This is a genomic window from Devosia marina (assembly GCF_009758415.1).
GTDB classification, from domain to species: Bacteria; Pseudomonadota; Alphaproteobacteria; order Rhizobiales; family Devosiaceae; genus Devosia; species Devosia marina.
Map to the genome: position 1 here is coordinate 1,470,583 of NZ_WQRF01000001.1, position 15,715 is coordinate 1,486,297.

Below are 15,715 nucleotides of genomic sequence, written 5' to 3' on the forward strand. Positions count from 1 at the left end.
TATGCAGGGGAAAGCCCCCGATTATTTCATTGGTGACTAGCTGCCCCGCGCATGTTCGGCGGACTGGCTTGCAGCGGCCTCCGCCGCCTCCTCGGCGATGGAAACGCCGCCCTCACGCGCCTGATCCCGGGCATTGCTGATCAGCAATTGGGTCAGGTTGCGCCAATCCTCGCCACCCAGTTGCAGCTCGAAACGCTGCCGGTCGCGGCTGCGCACACCCTCGATGACCTCATCGGCCTCTTCATCGGTTGCACCAAGCATCCGGATCGCGGTGCCACCAAAGGCGATCGCCGACTCAAATGTCTCGCGTAGCTGGTATTCCACCCCTGCTCGCACCAACTCGATGCCATGCGACCGGTCGAAGGCACGTGCCATCACACGTGCCAAGGGAAACTCGTCCCGCAGCAATTCGGCAATCCGCGTAGTCTGTTCGCGCTGATCGGTGCAGATCAAGATCAGGTCTGCCGTCGACGCACCGGCCGCCCGGAGGATGTCGAGCCGCGTCCCGTCGCCATAATAGACCTTGAAGCCGATCTGCGCCGCGGCCCTGATCATGTCCGTATCGTTGTCGATAATAGACACAGTATGTTTGAGGGCCAGCAGCGGCTGGCTGACGATCTGCCCGAAGCGGCCAAAGCCGATGATCAGCACCTTGCCGCTCATTTCGTGGGCCTCTTCCACGCCATCCATGGACTGCTCCACTTTCGGCATCAGATAGCGCATGCCGATGATGGCAAAGGGCGTGATCACCATCGAGATGATCACTGTTGCGGTGAAGATCGCATTGGTGGGCGCATCGATCAGGCCACTGGTGGCGGCGGTGGTGTAGAGCACGAAGGCGAATTCGCCGCCCTGCCCCATCAATACGGCACGCTCCAGTGCTTCACCGTGGTCGGATTTCAGCACCCGCGCAATGACATAAATCGCGACCGCCTTGACCAGCATGTAGGTCACCACGCTGATGGCGATGAGGCCCCAGTTCTCACCGACCACGGACAGGTCGAGCGACATGCCGACGGCCAGGAAGAACAGGCCCAGAAGCAGACCCCTAAAGGGCTCCACATCGGCCTCAAGCTGGTGCTTGAATGCGGAGGTCGACAGCAGCACGCCGGCGAGGAACGCGCCCATTGCCATCGACAACCCGCTGACTTGGAACAGCAAGGCTGCGCCCAGCACCACCAGCAGCGCCGCCGCTGTCATGACCTCGCGCACCTTGGCCTGGGCCAGCAGACCAAAGAAGGGGTTCATGATCCGGCGACCAAGAAAGATCAGCAGCAATATGGCGCCGACGGCGGCACCGAAGGAAATCAGCCGGGCCGTCATGCTGACATCGCCGGTGGAGGGCGCCATCAATGTGACAACGGCCAGCAAAGGAACAATGGCGAGATCCTCGAGCAGCAGCACCGACACCATTTTCTGCCCGCCGGGCGTCGCCAGTTCACCGCGTTCGCCCAGGATCTGCATGACAATGGCGGTCGAGGTCAGCACGAAGCCCATGCCGAAGACAAAAGCTACCGCCGGCGCAAAGCCCAGCAACACGCCGATGCCTGTCAACAGCCCGCCACAGACCGCGACCTGAATGACGCCCAGTCCAAAGATCTGCTGGCGTAGGGACCAGAGCCGGCTCGGCTCCATTTCCAGCCCGATGATGAAGAGAAACAGCACCACGCCCAGTTCGGCCGCGTGCAGGACCGAAGCAGGATCGGAGATCAGGCCGATGCCCGAAGGCCCAAGCAGCAGGCCAGCAGCCAGGTAGCCAAGCACCGAACCGAGACCGATTCGCCGAAATATTGGAACCGCGATGGCTCCTGCTGCCAGCAAGGCAACGACAGGAACAAGGTCGAGACCGTGATGGGCTGCCTCTGCCGCATGGGCCGCTACTTCACCTGCCATGGCCTGTCCCCCCGTTGCCGCTAATTGGCTGGACACTGGTGTGTCAGACCGATGCCGTCAAGCGCTTGGGAGCGGATGGCAGCTTTCTAGCTGGTGGAGGGCTCGACCCCGGTTGGTCCCGTACCTTGGGGCGGCTCTTCCCGCTCTTGCCTGCGGGCCTCGCTATCTTCGTCCCGGCGCTTCTCGGCTATCGCCTGAGCGGCATTGGCCAGCAACTCGTCACGGTCGCTCATCTGGCGCGTACGGCGCACCGGCGTGCGGGGCGCCACGGGCTTGCTGGGCAGGGCATGGGCAATGACCGACTGGGCAATCAGCAGGGTTGGCACCGCCACGAGCCCGCCAACCGGGCCCCAGGCCCAGATCCAGAAGGTAATCGAGAGAAAAATGATGAACGGATTGAGCGTCAACGATCGGCCGATGAAATGCGGCGTGAAGATCTGACCTTCGACGAAATTGATCCCCGCATAGCAGGCGACCGGCAACAGGATCTGCCAGAGCTCGGTCTGCGTCCCCAGGCCCACTGCGATCAACACCGTGACCATGATCGCCTGGCCCACATAAGGGATATAGTTGAGCACTGCAGCCATTGCGCCCCACAAGAGCGGCGAGGGCATCCCGATGACCCACATGGCAATCGACACCGCAGTGCCGACGCACAGATTAATCAGTGTGACCGACAGCAAAAACCGGCTGACCTTGAGTTCGACATCGCGGAACACATGGGCCGTGCGCCAGCGCATGCGCCGGGTGACGCACATGGAAAGCACCGAGGTACGGATATGGTCGCGCGTGGCTACAAAGAAATAGAGGCTCGCCAGGAAAATCGCCACCTGTGCCAACGCCGCCGGGGCCAGCATGGCCACCCCGGTCACCGTGCTGGCATCTTCAACCTGCACCGACATGGCCCCATCGGTGCCGAGAACAGAAGTCAACTGCTCCTGAAACTGGCCTATCGATTCAAGCGGCTCCCTGAGATTGGCCAGTTGCGCCTGCAGCTTCTCCCAGATCAAGGGCGCCCGCGCCACCCATTCGCTCAGCGGCACCGCGAACAGTGTCGCAAACCCTGCGATAACCGTAAGCAGAAGCAACACCACGACGCCAGCGGAAAGCGCTGGCGGCACACTCCAGCTTTCCACCCGGTCAGCCACCGGCCCAAACATCAGGCCGACGACGATTGCCAGCGTAACCGGTGCAAGAAACACTTGCCCCGCCTGCAATACCGTCAGCAGCACAGCAAATCCAATGCCGACAACGGCCAGGCGCGCAGCATTGTTCAGCACGCGCTCGAACTGGCTTTGATCGACATCGGCAGGAAGGCCGGCTGGGGGGTGGCGCATTTGGGTTTCCGCAACTGGGAGGAACTGCAAAAACGCGCCTCGAACAGCTTTCGTTCCGCCGCGACCAGTTGGTGCATCGACCGCGCCCACGGCCTTGGATAAGGTCCCGCCCAAAATCAACTCCTGAGTCTTTTGGAAGCCTTCATGTCCCGCAAGATCATTATCGACACCGACCCCGGCCAGGACGATGCTGTCGCCATCCTCCTCGCCCTGGCTTCGCCCGAAGAGCTCGATGTGCTGGGCATTGTTGCGGTGGCCGGCAATGTCGGACTGGCGCAGAATGCGATCAATGCCCGCAAGGTCGTCGAACTGTCCGGCCGCACCGAAATTCCAGTCTATGCCGGATGTTCGCGCCCGATGCGCCGCCATCTTGTCACCGCCGAACATGTGCACGGCGAAACCGGCCTCAACGGTCCCGACCTGCCCGACCCTACCATTCCGCTGCAGGCCCAGCACGGCGTTGACTACATCATCGAAACCCTGATGAACGCGGCGCCGAAGACCATCACCCTGTGCACGCTGGGGCCCTTGACCAACATCGCCATGGCGCTGGTCAAGCAGCCCGCCATTGCCGAGCGCATCCAGGAAATCGTGATGATGGGCGGGGCCTATTTCGAGGTTGGCAACATCACCCCAGCGGCCGAGTTCAACATCTATGTCGATCCCGAAGCCGCCGATGTGGTGATGCGCTGCGGTGCCCCGATCACCGTCCTGTCGCTCGATGTCACCCACATGATCCAGTCGACCCCGGCGCGCCTCAAGGCCATCAAGGCGCTGGGCAACCAGTCGGGCGAGGCCGTGCATGCCATGCTCACCTTCTCGGAAACTTTCGATCTCGAAAAATACGGGTGGGACGGGGCGCCCCTGCATGATCCGACAGTCATCGCTTATCTGTTGCAGCCCGAGCTGTTTGACGGCCGCCACTGCAATGTGACCATCGAAACGGCAAGCGAGCTGACCATGGGCATGACCGTGGCCGATTTCTGGCACGTCACCGGCCGCAGCTACAACGCCAACTGGATCCGCAGCGGCGACGCGGACGGCTTCTATGCCCTGCTGACTGAGCGCCTCGCCCGCCTGCCCTGACTTCACGCGAGCGTGATGTGGAGGCTGAAACTGCCCTCACAGACACCACGTAGCTCCCTGTGATCGGACCGGCGAACAAGAAATCGACGGTCGACACAACAGGGAGAAAAGTCATGTCATTTGCCAAGGCGTCTATCGCCGCTGCCGTTTTTGCCTTTGCCTCGAGCGTTGCTATTGCTCAGGACAATCCCATGGTCGGCGGCGCCGCCATGTTTGCCGACAAGAACATTGTCGAAAACGCCGTCAACTCGGCCGACCACACCACGCTTGTCGCTGCCGTCACGGCCGCCGGCTTAGTGGAAACCCTGCAGAGCCCAGGCCCTTTCACCGTGTTTGCGCCAACTAATGATGCCTTTGGCAAACTGCCCGATGGCACTGTGGACACTTTGCTGATGGAGGAAAACAAGGACCAGCTGGTCAAGGTCCTGACCGCCCATGTCGTGGCGGGCAAGCTCAGTGCAGCAGATCTCGTTAGCCGCGCCCGCGCCAATGGCGGCCGCTACAATATGCAGACCGTCAGCGGTGACGCCCTCACCGCCGAAGTGCGCGGCTCGCATGTCTATATCTATGACGAAGCCGGTGGCGCGGCCCTGGTGACCATTGCCGATGTCAATCAATCCAATGGCGTGATCCACGTCGTGGACGACGTCTTGCTGCCGCGATAATCCTTCCTCCCGGCGCGAGAACGGGCCCTGCGCCTAGTCCGCAGGGCCCGTTTCCGCCGGCGCCTCTACCCAGCGCAATCCTGCGCGTAACGCCGATCGCCTCCAGAAACGCCCGGTCGTGGCTGATCACCAGCAATGCCCCGTCATAGGCCCGCAGCCCAGCCTCAACGACCTCGATGGCATCAATGTCCAGATGGTTGGTGGGTTCATCAAGCGCCAGCAGCATCGGCGGGGTCTTCCCACCCAGGACGCAGGCGAGGCCGGCTCGCAGCACCTCGCCGCCGCTCAAGCTGCCGACGCTTTGCAACGCTGCGTCGTTGCGAAACTTGAACGCCGCCAGAACGGCCCGACAGTCATTGGTCGAACTGTCTGGATTGAGTCTTCGGAAATTGTCCAAGATTGACGCGTCCCGGCGCAGCAGACCCACCTGCTGGTCGAGGACCGACAAAGGACCGCCGATCTCGACAACGCCACCGAGCGGCGTCAGAGCCCCGGTCAGCAAGTTGAGCAGCGTGGTCTTGCCCACTCCGTTCGGTCCGGTCACCGCAACCCGTTCCGGGCCGATAATTTCCAGCGACTTATCCACGATGACGGGGCGCTCCGGATCATGGCCGCCAGTCAGGGCGCTGGCCCGCAGGACGATCTTGCCTGCGGGCAGGCCGCTCGGGGCCAGCTTGACTGCGAAGGGCGTCAACACCTCTACCTTTGCGCGAGCCGCGGCGGCCTGGAGGTGCGCGGCATCCGCTTGTTTGGTCGCAAGCCGGTCCAGACCACCCGCTGTCGCCTCGGCCCGGCGCTTCATGGCACCGAGCAGGATTTTGGGGGCATCGCCCTTGGCCGCCTTACGCCGTCCGCCCGCATCTCGTCGGTCCTGGCGCTCTCGTGCCAACTGTGCTGCCCGGGCAGCATCCCGTACCTGTCGCTCAGCCTGGCTCAACTCGCGTTGCACGGCGGATAACTCCAGTGCCTTGCGCTCGCGGTAAAAGCTCCAATTGCCCCCATAGCTCGTGGCTCCAACATTGGTCAGTTCGACAATGGCATCCATACGCTCGAGCAGGTTCCGATCATGGCTGACAACGATCGCCGCGCCGCGCCAATTTTCCAGCATTTCCGCGACCGTCCCGCGGCCTTCCGCATCCAGATTGTTGGTCGGTTCGTCCAGGAGGATCAGCTCCGGCGCATCGAAGACCAGCGCGGCAAGCGCGGCCCTCGTCCGCTGCCCGCCGGACAGCGTCGACAAGAGGGTCTGCGGGCTGGCTTCGAGCTCCAGTGCACTCAGCGCCTCGCCGAGTCGGGCCTCGAGCGTCCAGTCGGCCCCTGCCAGCTCTTCGGCATCCGCTTCGCCCGCCATCGCGCGCTCAAGTAAAGCGAGGCCGCTCCGCATGCCGAATAGGTCAGCAACCGTTTCGTCCGCCGCCGGTTGCACCAACTGGCGCAGCACACCAATTCGACCGGCAACAGTAACCGCTCCTGAGCTGGCCGTAAGCTCGCCTGCGATCAGACGCAGCAACGTGGTCTTGCCCACGCCATTGCGGCCAACAAGCCCGGTCCGTCCGGGGCCGAATGTCAGGTCGAGATTGGAGAAGAGGGTTTGGCCGTCAGGGCCGGTATAGGTTAGTTGCGCAAGCGTCACGGAAGGCATGGTTTGTCAAATCCTCAGGGGCAAGGCAAATCGGCGTTGCTGTGAGGATGCGATCCATTGGGAACCGTCCGGTCGGGTTGCGATGGCTCCTAATTAATCGAGCAAGCGCCTGCGTCAACCTCCCGCTGGCCAAATGGCCGGCGCGGGGCTAGTGTCCGCCACCACATATCGCCGGGTGCCCGCCATGGACCTCTTTACCCTTTCCGCCTTCACCATCGCCTATGCAATCGCCGTGCTCGTGCCCGGCCCAGGCGTTGCCGCCGTAGTGGCCCGCGCTCTTGGTGGCGGCTTCAAGGGTGCTTTCCCCATGGTGCTGGGCATTCTGGCCGGTGATCTGGTCTATTTCTTCTTCGCCGTTTTTGGCCTGGCCGCCATCGCCACCTGGTTTGGGCCGGTTTTCGCCATCGTGCGCTGGGCCGGCGCCGCCTACCTGCTCTATATCGCCTATAAATTCTGGACCGCGCGCCCCGGCTCGGAACAGATGAAGCCAAAGAATGAAGGCCGCTGGAAGACTTTCCTGGCCGGATTTTCGCTGACCATGGGCAATCCCAAGACCATCGTCTTCTATCTGGCGATCCTGCCGACAGTCGTGCCGCTGGGCGAGATGACGCCGCTGGCCTTCGTTGAGTTGACCGCAATTGTGGTCGTTGTGCTGCTGTTGATTGGATGCGGCTATGCCTGGCTGGCCTCCGCTGCACGCGACATGTTCCGCAGCGAAAAAGCCCTTGGCCGCCTCAACAAAGCGGCTGGCGCCATGATGGCGGGCGCCGCCGGTCTCGTGGTGACCCAGCACTGACGCCTTTACCAGTCGCTAAGCATTTAACGCCCGATTAACCATAATCGGCGAAGCTTCGTGCATGGCCTACGGCAGCACCAAGATCAATCGATTCAACATGCATCAGCTCTCCCCCTATGAGCGGATCCAGTATCAGCGCGAGCGCCGGGCTGCCGCCGCCGAGATCGCACAGAAAAATGCGAGCATGGCGAACAGCTTCGCCTCGATACAGAGCAATAGCGCAGTGGAAACCGGCAATCTGTTTTCCAAGATTGCCATGCAGCGCATCTCCAAGACCGCCTGATTCCGCATCAGATTTCCTTGCAAACCTGTTTGGACAAGCGAACTACCGCCCAGCGTTCATAAAACAGAACGCACAAATTTACGTGCCGTAAAGCGCCGACATTCAGTCTTGCGCCATGAGCTATTCAGGCAGAATTACCCGCTTCAACATGCACCAGCTCTCTTCCTACGAGCGGCTGCAGTATCAGCGCGACCGCAGGGCGGAGGCTTTGGCCATGGCGCAGAAGCAGGCCGCGCTCGCCAACAGCCTTGCTGCAATCCAGAAGAACCAGGCTGTGGCGATTGGCAATCTTGTTTCCAAGGTTGCCATGCAGCGTATTTCCAAACGCGTCTAGCCTTGGGTGGGCGCAATGCGCCGCAGCAATGCAGACAGCTCCGCAGGCGGCTTCTGTTCAATACGCCGATAGGTGCGCCCGTCCCGCGTCCGCGCGACATAACCCATTTCCACCAGCGCACGCCGCAACAGGGCGTGGTCGCCGAAACTGGCCAGTCCATTGAGCAGTTCAGTGTTCTCCCGGTCGGCATATTCCCGCCTCGGCACCATCCTGGCCCAAAGTGCCCAAAGACATAATGGCTGCAGGCTGTTCCGCGACGGCCAGCGCATCAGCACGCCCTGACCATCGAAATGCCGGGACACTTTCTCCACCAGCGCCAGGTCGAGAGCTTCGACCGGTGGCCGCTCGGCACTGGCCGCCTTGAAGTGCTGGTAATTGCGGAACCCCGCAGCGCGCGCCAGCATGGTCAGAATTTCGACATGGCTGGGCGTGTCATCGACGGCCGCAAGCTGCGTCCGCAGCGTTTTGGCAAAAGCCGATAGATCGGGAATGGTCAGGGGTTGAATCTGTCTCGACATGGCGCATCCTCAGTGTGCCCAGAGCTGCCTGAAGGGCAGTGTCGGTGGTCGCCGGCTTGCGACGGGCACGAGGAAAGTGCGTGTCGAAAATTATGATCGGGCAGGTTTAGCTTCCCTTGTCGGGACGGCGACGCCTCGGTGAACTGCAGACCGGCCCTAACCGGATACGCCGCTCCTCTGCCAAAATCAAGCGCCCGGCTCTGGGCCAGGCGCGTGTCGTCTTACATTGGCGCTTGCGCGTGTTCGGCATCATCCGGCGCCATGGGCAGGAAGCGGCGGGCAAACCAGCTGAACTGGTCGATATAGGTCAGAAACACCGGCACCACGAGCAGCGTCGGGGTGGTCGAACTGATCGGCTCGCCAATCAACGCGTGGGCCATCGGGGCTTTCCCGCCGCTGCCGCCACGCAGGTTGGGGGCCAGCGGCCGCATGCCGAAAATCACCGACAACAGCGGGGCCGAACCGACCGCGTCCATGGCCTCGGCGATCTGCTCGACGTCGCCACCAAATGAGGTGCGGTAGCCCGTGGGCAGGCAGCGTCAACGCCGCCATGGCCGCCCGCAATTGCGGCGTGGCGGTACCCAGTTCCACCCCTTCGAGATGGGCCTGTCGTCTTCGGCGACCGATTGCCACCGATCATCACGATCGAGGCGGCGGCTTAACGCTCACGGTCGATGAAGCGGGCGGGCACCGATGACGAAGCGATTGCAGCGCGGTTTCCCACCACACTCACGCTGGGTCGAAGCTCGCAAAGGAAGTTATGGGTACCAGACCCTTGGCGAAGCGACGCGCGTTCTGCACGTAGCCCAATGCAGAACGCTCGAGGGAGGCGATTGCATCTGCATCCAGTGTCCGAAGCACCTTTCCAGGGCTGCCAACAACCAGTGCCCCATCCGGGATTTCCTTGCCTTCCGTGATCAATGCCCCGGCGCCGATCAGACAGTCACGGCCAATTCTGGCGCCATTAAGTACGGTCGCCCCCATTCCGATCAGGGTATTGTCGCCGATCGTGCAGCCATGCAGCATGGCCTTGTGGCCGATGGTGCAACCTTTCCCGATGGTCAGCGGGTGTCCCATATCAGTGTGCAGCACTGTGTTTTCCTGCACATTGCTACCCACCCCAATCGTAATCTCTTCATTGTCTCCACGCGCGACCACGCCAAACCACACGCTGGCGTCGGCATGCATCACGATCTTGCCCACGAGCACCGCTGTTGGCGCTATCCAGGCCGCTTGCGGGTCGATTTTCGGTGCATGGCCATCAAGGGCATAAAGGGGCATCTCGGTCTCCTCCCAAACGAAACTCCAACCGGACTCTTCGGCATTGGCCGGGGCGCTTCACCACGGTTCGGGCTGCGTTGAGCGCATGTATCGCCGCCATCCTATGCCACAGCATAATGCCGGGCAGGATAAGCGCCACCATGATGGTCAATTTGCCGTTGAACAAGCCCACTGCGGCCGGGGTTCCGGCCGTATCCGCTGAACGGCGTCAGCCTGTTCGCCACCGCCGGACGGGCGATGGACAGTCAACGCGCCCAGTCCTTCTTTTTCGAAGTCTTGCCGATACCGGGATTAAAGCTGTTGGTCGGATCGAGCGCGCGGTAGAAATCGCGCAATGCCGGCTTGGCATGATAGAGATGGCCGACATTGTGCTCGGCCGGATACTCGGCGCCGCGCTGGTCCAGCAGATGGAGCAACTGCTCCTCTATAGCCTCCAGATCCCCGCCCTTTTGCACAAGATACTCCTGGTGCATGACGTGGCAGAAGAAGTGCCCGCAATACATCTTGCGTACGAACTGGCTGTCGAGCGCTGCTGGAAGGGTTTCAAACCAGTCCGTGGTGTTGCGTGGCAGGGCAATGTCGAGCGCCACGATATCTTCGACATGATCCGGATGCACATCGCGGAACCTTACCACGGAGCCGCCGACAGCAAAGCGGTTGAGGAATGCGTCCTGCCCCTCTGCTGGTCTACATTCAAGATAGTTTCCATTGGCCGTCGGAAACCGGGAGGAGAGATATCGGCGTGCTTCGTCGACTCCCCCACCGCCCATCTTGAGCAGCAGATGATGCTCATAGCGGTCCCGGTAGTCATTCAGTCGTTGCGGCAGATGCTCCGGCAACCAGCGCATGACCGCCTGTAGCAAGCGATCCGTAAGATGGCCGCCAAGGCCGATGCTCTCAGTCAGCCCGTCCAGCCAGCTCTTGGCCCCAAAAGCAGCCGGTACATGGTCCGTGCCGAAATATTTGACGAACAGAAACAGGTCCTTGCCGTAATCCTGCGACAACTCATACGCGCCGCGATGCATGTATTCGCCGGCAATCGGCAGATGCTCGAAATCGGTGAGAATATCGCGCCGGATGGTCGCCAGTTCCGAAGGATCATTGCTGCCAATATAGAAGACCGTCACATCCTTGTCGGCCTCGAAGGTATCGAGCCTGAGGGCGAATACGGCGATCTTGCCTGCCGAGCCCGAGGCTTCATAATGCCGTCGCGGATCTGCATTGAAGCGTGCGGGCGTTGACGCATCAACGTCCCGGACATGTTCGTGATAGCCACGGTCCGACGCCCATTGATTGTCGCTGCCCAGCACATCGGCTGGGCCATAATCTGCCTTGTCCAGCCGCTGCAAGATCTCCTCGGCATCGCCGCCAAGTTCGATCCCCAAATGATTGACCAAATGCAGCTTTCCCGCGCTGTCGACCTGCGCAAACAGGGCAAGTTGCGTATAGGCCGGGCCACGCCGGATCAGCGAGCCGCCCGAATTATTGCAGACGCCGCCTGTCACAGAAGCGCCGATGCAGGATGAGCCGATGACCGAATGAGGCTCCCGACCGATATCCCGCAAGCGCTTTTCCAGCTTGTCCAGTGTCGCGCCGGGCAGGCAAAGGACCTGCCGGCCCTCGTCCAGGAGATCAAAGCGGTCCATGCGCATGGTGTTGATGATGACAATGGGGCGATCATAGCCCTCGCCATCCGGCGTTGAGCCCCCTGTGAGGCCCGTATTGGCCGCTTGCACGATGACGATGACGTCATGGGCCACGCAAGCCTGGATGACCCGCCATTGCTCGATCAGGGAGCCGGGACGCACGGCTGCGAGCACGCTGCCCTCTCCGAAGCGATAGCCCTTACGGAAACGCCGCGTCTGCCGGTCTCCCACCAGAACATGACGGCGTCCGACGATGCTTTGAAATGTCTCGATCAGCGCGTGCACGTCATCTCCCGGCAGTAAGAGCAGGCGCCCGAAGGCGCCTGCATATCCGCTTTACCAGGGGCGTTCTTCCAATTCGACCGTCTTGTCGAAGGGCATGCCCAGCTTCTCGTAGAAAGCGCGACGCATGCGGCGGTCCTTGTCCTGAACCATCCAGGCCCGCTTGGCGATTTCTTCGCCGTCTTCCTGCGGGATCACCACGATCCCATCGTCATCGGCGATCACACCGTCGCCCGGTCGCACATAGACTCCGCCGCAGGTGATCGGCTTGCCCATCGAGGAGAGCTCGAGCCGGCCTGCCATGTGGCGCATCGAGCGGACCGAGCAGAACACCGGGTCCTTCTGCATGATGCACTCACCGGAGTCGCGGCAAGCGCCGTCGATAATGAAACCAACCGATCCCTTGACCCGCGCATCAAGCAAATTGTTCGAGCCCAGCAGGCCGCAGCGGGACTGTTTGGTGTCCACGACGTGCACTTCATCAGGAGCACCGAAGCTGTGGCCAGCCGGCCACAGGGCGTCAGGGTGCGTGCTACGGTCCGGATTGCGCTTGTACTGGCGATCATCGAACTCTTCGTAGCTCATCGCCGGGATGGTGCGGTTGATGATGTTGAATTCCGCTGTGGTCGCGATGCCGGCGAAAAAGATGCCGGGGAACAACGGGCGCAGCCGCGGATCCATCTCATAGGTGTTCATATAGCCCATGGAATCCAGGGCGTCGGTCACATCTGAGGTACGTACCTTGCGCAGGATCTCGAGTGTGCTGCTATTGATAGCCATGTTACTTTCCTTCTGGTGATTGCAGGTTTGACGGCGCCCGAACGTGCGGGCGCTGATGAGCTCAGTTGAGGATCGACAGGCCTGTCTCGCCGTCGAAGAAATGCATGCGGGTGGTGTCGAACCAGACATTCACCGTGTCCCCCAGGCGCACCTGGCTTTTCGCATTGAAGCGAGCAATGCAGCGCGCTTTGCCGGCCTTGGACTTGATCTCATCCAGGCTGTCCGAGCTGCGCACTTCGGCCGGCTTTGCGTCGATGCCGATATGGACGATCACATCCGAACCAAGTGCTTCGACCAGATCGACTTCAGCAGCGATGCAATCGGACGGATCGGCATTGGCAATCGAGGATGCCTCGGCAAGATCCTCGGGACGAATGCCCACGATCAGCTTGCGTCCGGCATATTGAGACAGACTGGAGAACTGCTGGACAAGCGTTGCCGGAAGCTTCAACCGATTGTCGCCCAGCCGGAGGAAAAGCGTATCGCTCTCGTTTTCGAGCTCGGCCCAATACATGTTCATGGTGGGCGAACCAATAAAGGCGGCGACAAAGGTATTGCGCGGCTTGTTGTAGATATTGGACGGGGTGTCGACCTGTTGCAGCACGCCATCCTTGAGCAGGGCCACCCGGTGTCCCATGGTCATGGCTTCCACCTGATCATGGGTCACATAAACGGTGGTGACACCCAGCCGGTGCTGGATCGACGCAATTTCGGCGCGCATCTGCACGCGGAGCTTGGCATCCAGATTGGACAGTGGTTCGTCCATCAGGAAGACCGAGGGCTTGCGAACGATCGCACGGCCCATGGCAACACGCTGGCGCTGACCGCCGGATAGCTGGCCGGGACGCCGCTTGAGATAGGCTTCGAGTTCGAGCACGCGGGCAGCTTCCTGCACCCGCTTGTCGACCTCCTCCTTGGGCATCTTGGCGATCTGAAGCGGGAAAGCGATATTGTCGTAAACGCTCATATGCGGATAGAGCGCATAGGACTGGAACACCATGGCGATGTCGCGATCCTTGGGATGCGTGTCGTTGACGAACTCATCTCCGATCCAGACGGCCCCGTCGGTGATCTCCTCAAGTCCAGCGATCATGCGCAAAGCCGTCGACTTGCCGCAACCCGAGGGACCGACCAGGACGAGGAATTCCCCATCCTCGATCTCAAGGGAGACATCGTTGACGGCGCGAAGCTGTCCACCGGCATAGGTTTTGGTCAAATTCTGTAGAGTTACACTGGCCATGGGTCTGCTCCGGGCGGATCACTTGAAACCTTGCGTGGCGATGCCCTTGGTGAGCAGCCGCTGCGAGGCGAGGAAAAAGCCGAGCACTGGGCCAATGGAGACAAGCACCATGGCGAACAGTCCACCAAAGGAGGAGGAACCGCCGCTCGGATCGAGGAAAAGCCGCAGAGCTACCGGAACCGTCATCCGGTCGGTGTCGGTGAGGTAGATCAACTGGCTGAAGAAGTCGTTATACGTGTTGATGAAGGTGAATACGGCCGTGGTGGCCAGAGCCGGCATGGACAGCGGCAGAATAATCCGCCAGTAGCGCTGCCAATAGGACGCACCGTCAACGATCGCTGCCTGCTCAAGTTCATGTGGCAATGAGCGCATGAACTGGACCATCAGGAAGATGAAGAAGGCATCGTGCGCCAGGAATTTCGGCACCACCAGGGGCAGGATGGTGTTCACCCAGCCGATGTTGAGAAAGAAGATATATTGCGGAATCAACTGCACATGGATCGGCAGCATCATGGTGCCGAGCATGATGGCAAAGAGCCACCACTTGCCGCGGAATTCGAGCCGCGCAAAGGCATAGGCCGCCATCGAGCAGGCCAGTAGGTTGCCGATGATCGCCAGGGCACAGATAATGAACGAGTTCACATAGAACTGTGTAAATGTGAGATTCCCGTAGAGCTGCCAGCCGCGAACGAAGTTCTCGAGCGTCCAGTTGGTGGGGATGAACCCCATGTCGCCGAAGATCTCGGTCTCGGGGCGCAGCGCACTCAGCACCATCCAGATAACCGGGTAGAGCATGACACCGAGGGTGGTGATCAGCAGGGCATGCAGGCCCAATCCCTTAAGCCGGCGAATATTTTCGCGCTTGCGCCGCTCGGCGCGCAGCAGCTCGGGATCGTATGTCTTAACGGTCGCCATAGAACACCCAATAGCGTGAGGACCAGAACATCAGCGCCGTTGCGAGGCCGATAGCGATCAGCAGGATCCAGGCCATCGCCGAGGCGTAACCCATCTGCAGTTGCTGGAACGCCTGCTGGTAGAGATAGAGAGAATACAGGAGCGTCGAATCCACCGGCCCGCCCCGCCCATTGGAAACCACGAAGGCCTGGGTGAAGGACTGGAACGAATTGATCAGCAGCAGCACTGTGTTGAAGAAGATGACCGGCGTGATCAGCGGCAGGGTGATCCGGCGGAAACGCTGCCAGGCATTGGCCCCATCGATCGAGGCGGCCTCATAGTAGGATTCCGGGATCTGCCGCAGGGCGGCCAGGAAGATCACCATGGACGCACCAAACGTCCAGACGTTCAGCGCAATGACCGAAGGCAAGGCAAAGGTCGGATTATTAATCCAGCCACGGCCAGCCACACCGAACAGGGCCAGGATGTCATTGACGACGCCGCGCTCGCCGAACACTTCCTTCCAGAGCAGACCGATACCGACGCTGGCACCGATAAGCGAAGGCACATAAAACAGCGAGCGGTAGATCGCCAGCCCCCGCAGACCGCGATTGAGGGCAACTGCAACGGTCAACGAGAACAGCAGCACCAGCGGCACCGAGAAACCCACATATTTCAAAGTCACCCAGATCGAGGTGACGAACCGCCGATCCGATGTGAACAGCCGTACATAATTGTCGAACCCGACAAACGAGGGCAGGCCGATCACCGCATAATTGGTGAAGCTGAGATAGAGCGAAGCCAGCATAGGCAGGGCCGTAATCAGGATGATGCCGGCAAACCAGGGCAAGAGGAACAGATAGGCCGCCCTGTTATCGGCCTTCTTGAGGGCAGACCCGGTTCTATTGCGAGGGATTTCCCGCACGGACCTCGCCGTTTCCGACGCGGTCAGTACCGGATCATTGGCGGCATCAATCGAGCTCAATTCAGTCTCCCTTTTCGCCTGCCTGACGCAGACCATGCTGGGTCGAAATCAGC

The 15,715-nt window shown here is 61.0% G+C and carries 16 protein-coding genes; 5 read left to right on the top strand and 11 right to left on the bottom strand.

The window, feature by feature from the left end:
* Positions 1-36: 36 nt before the first annotated feature.
* Both GO014_RS07110 and GO014_RS07115 read right to left on the bottom strand, forming a co-directional pair.
* Positions 37-1,893, bottom strand: a complete 1,857-nt coding sequence (locus GO014_RS07110; RefSeq protein WP_157289642.1) for a monovalent cation:proton antiporter-2 (CPA2) family protein — start codon at positions 1,891-1,893, stop codon at positions 37-39.
* An 86-nt stretch (positions 1,894-1,979) separates the two neighbouring features.
* Positions 1,980-3,230 carry an AI-2E family transporter gene (locus GO014_RS07115; RefSeq protein ID WP_157289643.1) on the bottom strand — a complete coding sequence of 417 codons (1,251 nt, stop codon included), beginning with the start codon at positions 3,228-3,230 and terminating at the stop codon, positions 1,980-1,982.
* Positions 3,231-3,374: 144 nt separating this feature from the next.
* Between GO014_RS07115 and GO014_RS07120 the strand changes: the two genes are divergently transcribed.
* The gene (locus GO014_RS07120; protein WP_157289644.1) at positions 3,375-4,316 is read left to right on the top strand and encodes a nucleoside hydrolase; all 942 of its coding nucleotides are present in this window, start codon (positions 3,375-3,377) and stop codon (positions 4,314-4,316) included.
* A 191-nt stretch (positions 4,317-4,507) separates the two neighbouring features.
* Positions 4,508-4,981: a fasciclin domain-containing protein gene (locus tag GO014_RS07125; RefSeq protein ID WP_425482065.1), complete on the top strand. Its 474-nt coding sequence runs from the start codon at positions 4,508-4,510 to the stop codon at positions 4,979-4,981.
* Here the strand turns inward: GO014_RS07125 and GO014_RS07130 are convergent.
* Entirely contained in the window at positions 4,926-6,623 is a 1,698-nt protein-coding gene (locus GO014_RS07130) for an ABC-F family ATP-binding cassette domain-containing protein (protein WP_157289646.1), read from the bottom strand. The genes GO014_RS07125 and GO014_RS07130 overlap by 56 nt on opposite strands.
* 151 nt (positions 6,624-6,774) lie before the next feature.
* On the opposite strand from GO014_RS07130, the gene GO014_RS07135 reads away from it, so the two are divergent.
* From GO014_RS07135 to GO014_RS07145, 3 genes are all read left to right on the top strand, one after another.
* Entirely contained in the window at positions 6,775-7,419 is a 645-nt protein-coding gene (locus GO014_RS07135; protein ID WP_343030808.1) for a LysE family translocator, read from the top strand.
* A 61-nt stretch (positions 7,420-7,480) separates the two neighbouring features.
* Complete coding sequence (locus GO014_RS07140; protein ID WP_116588212.1) at positions 7,481-7,702, top strand: hypothetical protein; 222 nt, start codon at positions 7,481-7,483, stop codon at positions 7,700-7,702.
* A 115-nt stretch (positions 7,703-7,817) separates the two neighbouring features.
* A complete protein-coding gene (locus GO014_RS07145; RefSeq protein WP_157289647.1) occupies positions 7,818-8,036 on the top strand; it encodes a hypothetical protein in 219 nt (72 codons plus the stop codon).
* On the opposite strand, the gene GO014_RS07150 is transcribed toward GO014_RS07145, so the two are convergent.
* The 8 genes from GO014_RS07150 to GO014_RS07185 all read right to left on the bottom strand — a co-directional run bounded on the left by GO014_RS07150 (position 8,033) and on the right by GO014_RS07185 (position 15,662).
* The gene (locus GO014_RS07150) at positions 8,033-8,554 is read right to left on the bottom strand and encodes a DUF2087 domain-containing protein (RefSeq protein ID WP_157289648.1); all 522 of its coding nucleotides are present in this window, start codon (positions 8,552-8,554) and stop codon (positions 8,033-8,035) included. The genes GO014_RS07145 and GO014_RS07150 overlap by 4 nt on opposite strands.
* A gap of 221 nt (positions 8,555-8,775) precedes the next feature.
* Complete coding sequence (locus tag GO014_RS07155; RefSeq protein ID WP_157289649.1) at positions 8,776-9,030, bottom strand: hypothetical protein; 255 nt, start codon at positions 9,028-9,030, stop codon at positions 8,776-8,778.
* A gap of 253 nt (positions 9,031-9,283) precedes the next feature.
* Complete coding sequence (locus GO014_RS07160; RefSeq protein ID WP_157289650.1) at positions 9,284-9,835, bottom strand: gamma carbonic anhydrase family protein; 552 nt, start codon at positions 9,833-9,835, stop codon at positions 9,284-9,286.
* A 245-nt stretch (positions 9,836-10,080) separates the two neighbouring features.
* Positions 10,081-11,766 carry a D-lactate dehydrogenase gene (dld, locus tag GO014_RS07165; protein ID WP_343030810.1) on the bottom strand — a complete coding sequence of 562 codons (1,686 nt, stop codon included), beginning with the start codon at positions 11,764-11,766 and terminating at the stop codon, positions 10,081-10,083.
* A 51-nt stretch (positions 11,767-11,817) separates the two neighbouring features.
* Positions 11,818-12,543: an RraA family protein gene (locus GO014_RS07170; protein ID WP_157289651.1), complete on the bottom strand. Its 726-nt coding sequence runs from the start codon at positions 12,541-12,543 to the stop codon at positions 11,818-11,820.
* A 61-nt stretch (positions 12,544-12,604) separates the two neighbouring features.
* The gene (locus GO014_RS07175; RefSeq protein WP_157289652.1) at positions 12,605-13,783 is read right to left on the bottom strand and encodes an ABC transporter ATP-binding protein; all 1,179 of its coding nucleotides are present in this window, start codon (positions 13,781-13,783) and stop codon (positions 12,605-12,607) included.
* An 18-nt stretch (positions 13,784-13,801) separates the two neighbouring features.
* Positions 13,802-14,698 (bottom strand): carbohydrate ABC transporter permease, encoded by an 897-nt coding sequence (locus tag GO014_RS07180; protein ID WP_157289653.1) that lies wholly within the window; start codon positions 14,696-14,698, stop codon positions 13,802-13,804.
* Positions 14,685-15,662 carry a carbohydrate ABC transporter permease gene (locus GO014_RS07185; protein ID WP_246204402.1) on the bottom strand — a complete coding sequence of 326 codons (978 nt, stop codon included), beginning with the start codon at positions 15,660-15,662 and terminating at the stop codon, positions 14,685-14,687. The genes GO014_RS07180 and GO014_RS07185 overlap by 14 nt, the downstream gene beginning before the upstream one ends.
* Between the last annotated feature and the right edge of the window lie 53 nt (positions 15,663-15,715).

Coding starts and splice junctions, on each gene's coding strand:
- GO014_RS07110 (WP_157289642.1), bottom strand. CDS start 1,893: ATGGCAGGTGAAGTAGCGGCCCATGCGGCAGAGGCAGCCCATCACGGT.
- GO014_RS07115 (WP_157289643.1), bottom strand. CDS start 3,230: ATGCGCCACCCCCCAGCCGGCCTTCCTGCCGATGTCGATCAAAGCCAG.
- GO014_RS07120 (WP_157289644.1), top strand. CDS start 3,375: ATGTCCCGCAAGATCATTATCGACACCGACCCCGGCCAGGACGATGCT.
- GO014_RS07125 (WP_425482065.1), top strand. CDS start 4,508: ATGGTCGGCGGCGCCGCCATGTTTGCCGACAAGAACATTGTCGAAAAC.
- GO014_RS07130 (WP_157289646.1), bottom strand. CDS start 6,623: ATGCCTTCCGTGACGCTTGCGCAACTAACCTATACCGGCCCTGACGGC.
- GO014_RS07140 (WP_116588212.1), top strand. CDS start 7,481: ATGGCCTACGGCAGCACCAAGATCAATCGATTCAACATGCATCAGCTC.
- GO014_RS07145 (WP_157289647.1), top strand. CDS start 7,818: ATGAGCTATTCAGGCAGAATTACCCGCTTCAACATGCACCAGCTCTCT.
- GO014_RS07150 (WP_157289648.1), bottom strand. CDS start 8,554: ATGTCGAGACAGATTCAACCCCTGACCATTCCCGATCTATCGGCTTTT.
- GO014_RS07155 (WP_157289649.1), bottom strand. CDS start 9,030: ATGGACGCGGTCGGTTCGGCCCCGCTGTTGTCGGTGATTTTCGGCATG.
- GO014_RS07160 (WP_157289650.1), bottom strand. CDS start 9,835: ATGCCCCTTTATGCCCTTGATGGCCATGCACCGAAAATCGACCCGCAA.
- GO014_RS07170 (WP_157289651.1), bottom strand. CDS start 12,543: ATGGCTATCAATAGCAGCACACTCGAGATCCTGCGCAAGGTACGTACC.
- GO014_RS07175 (WP_157289652.1), bottom strand. CDS start 13,783: ATGGCCAGTGTAACTCTACAGAATTTGACCAAAACCTATGCCGGTGGA.
- GO014_RS07180 (WP_157289653.1), bottom strand. CDS start 14,698: ATGGCGACCGTTAAGACATACGATCCCGAGCTGCTGCGCGCCGAGCGG.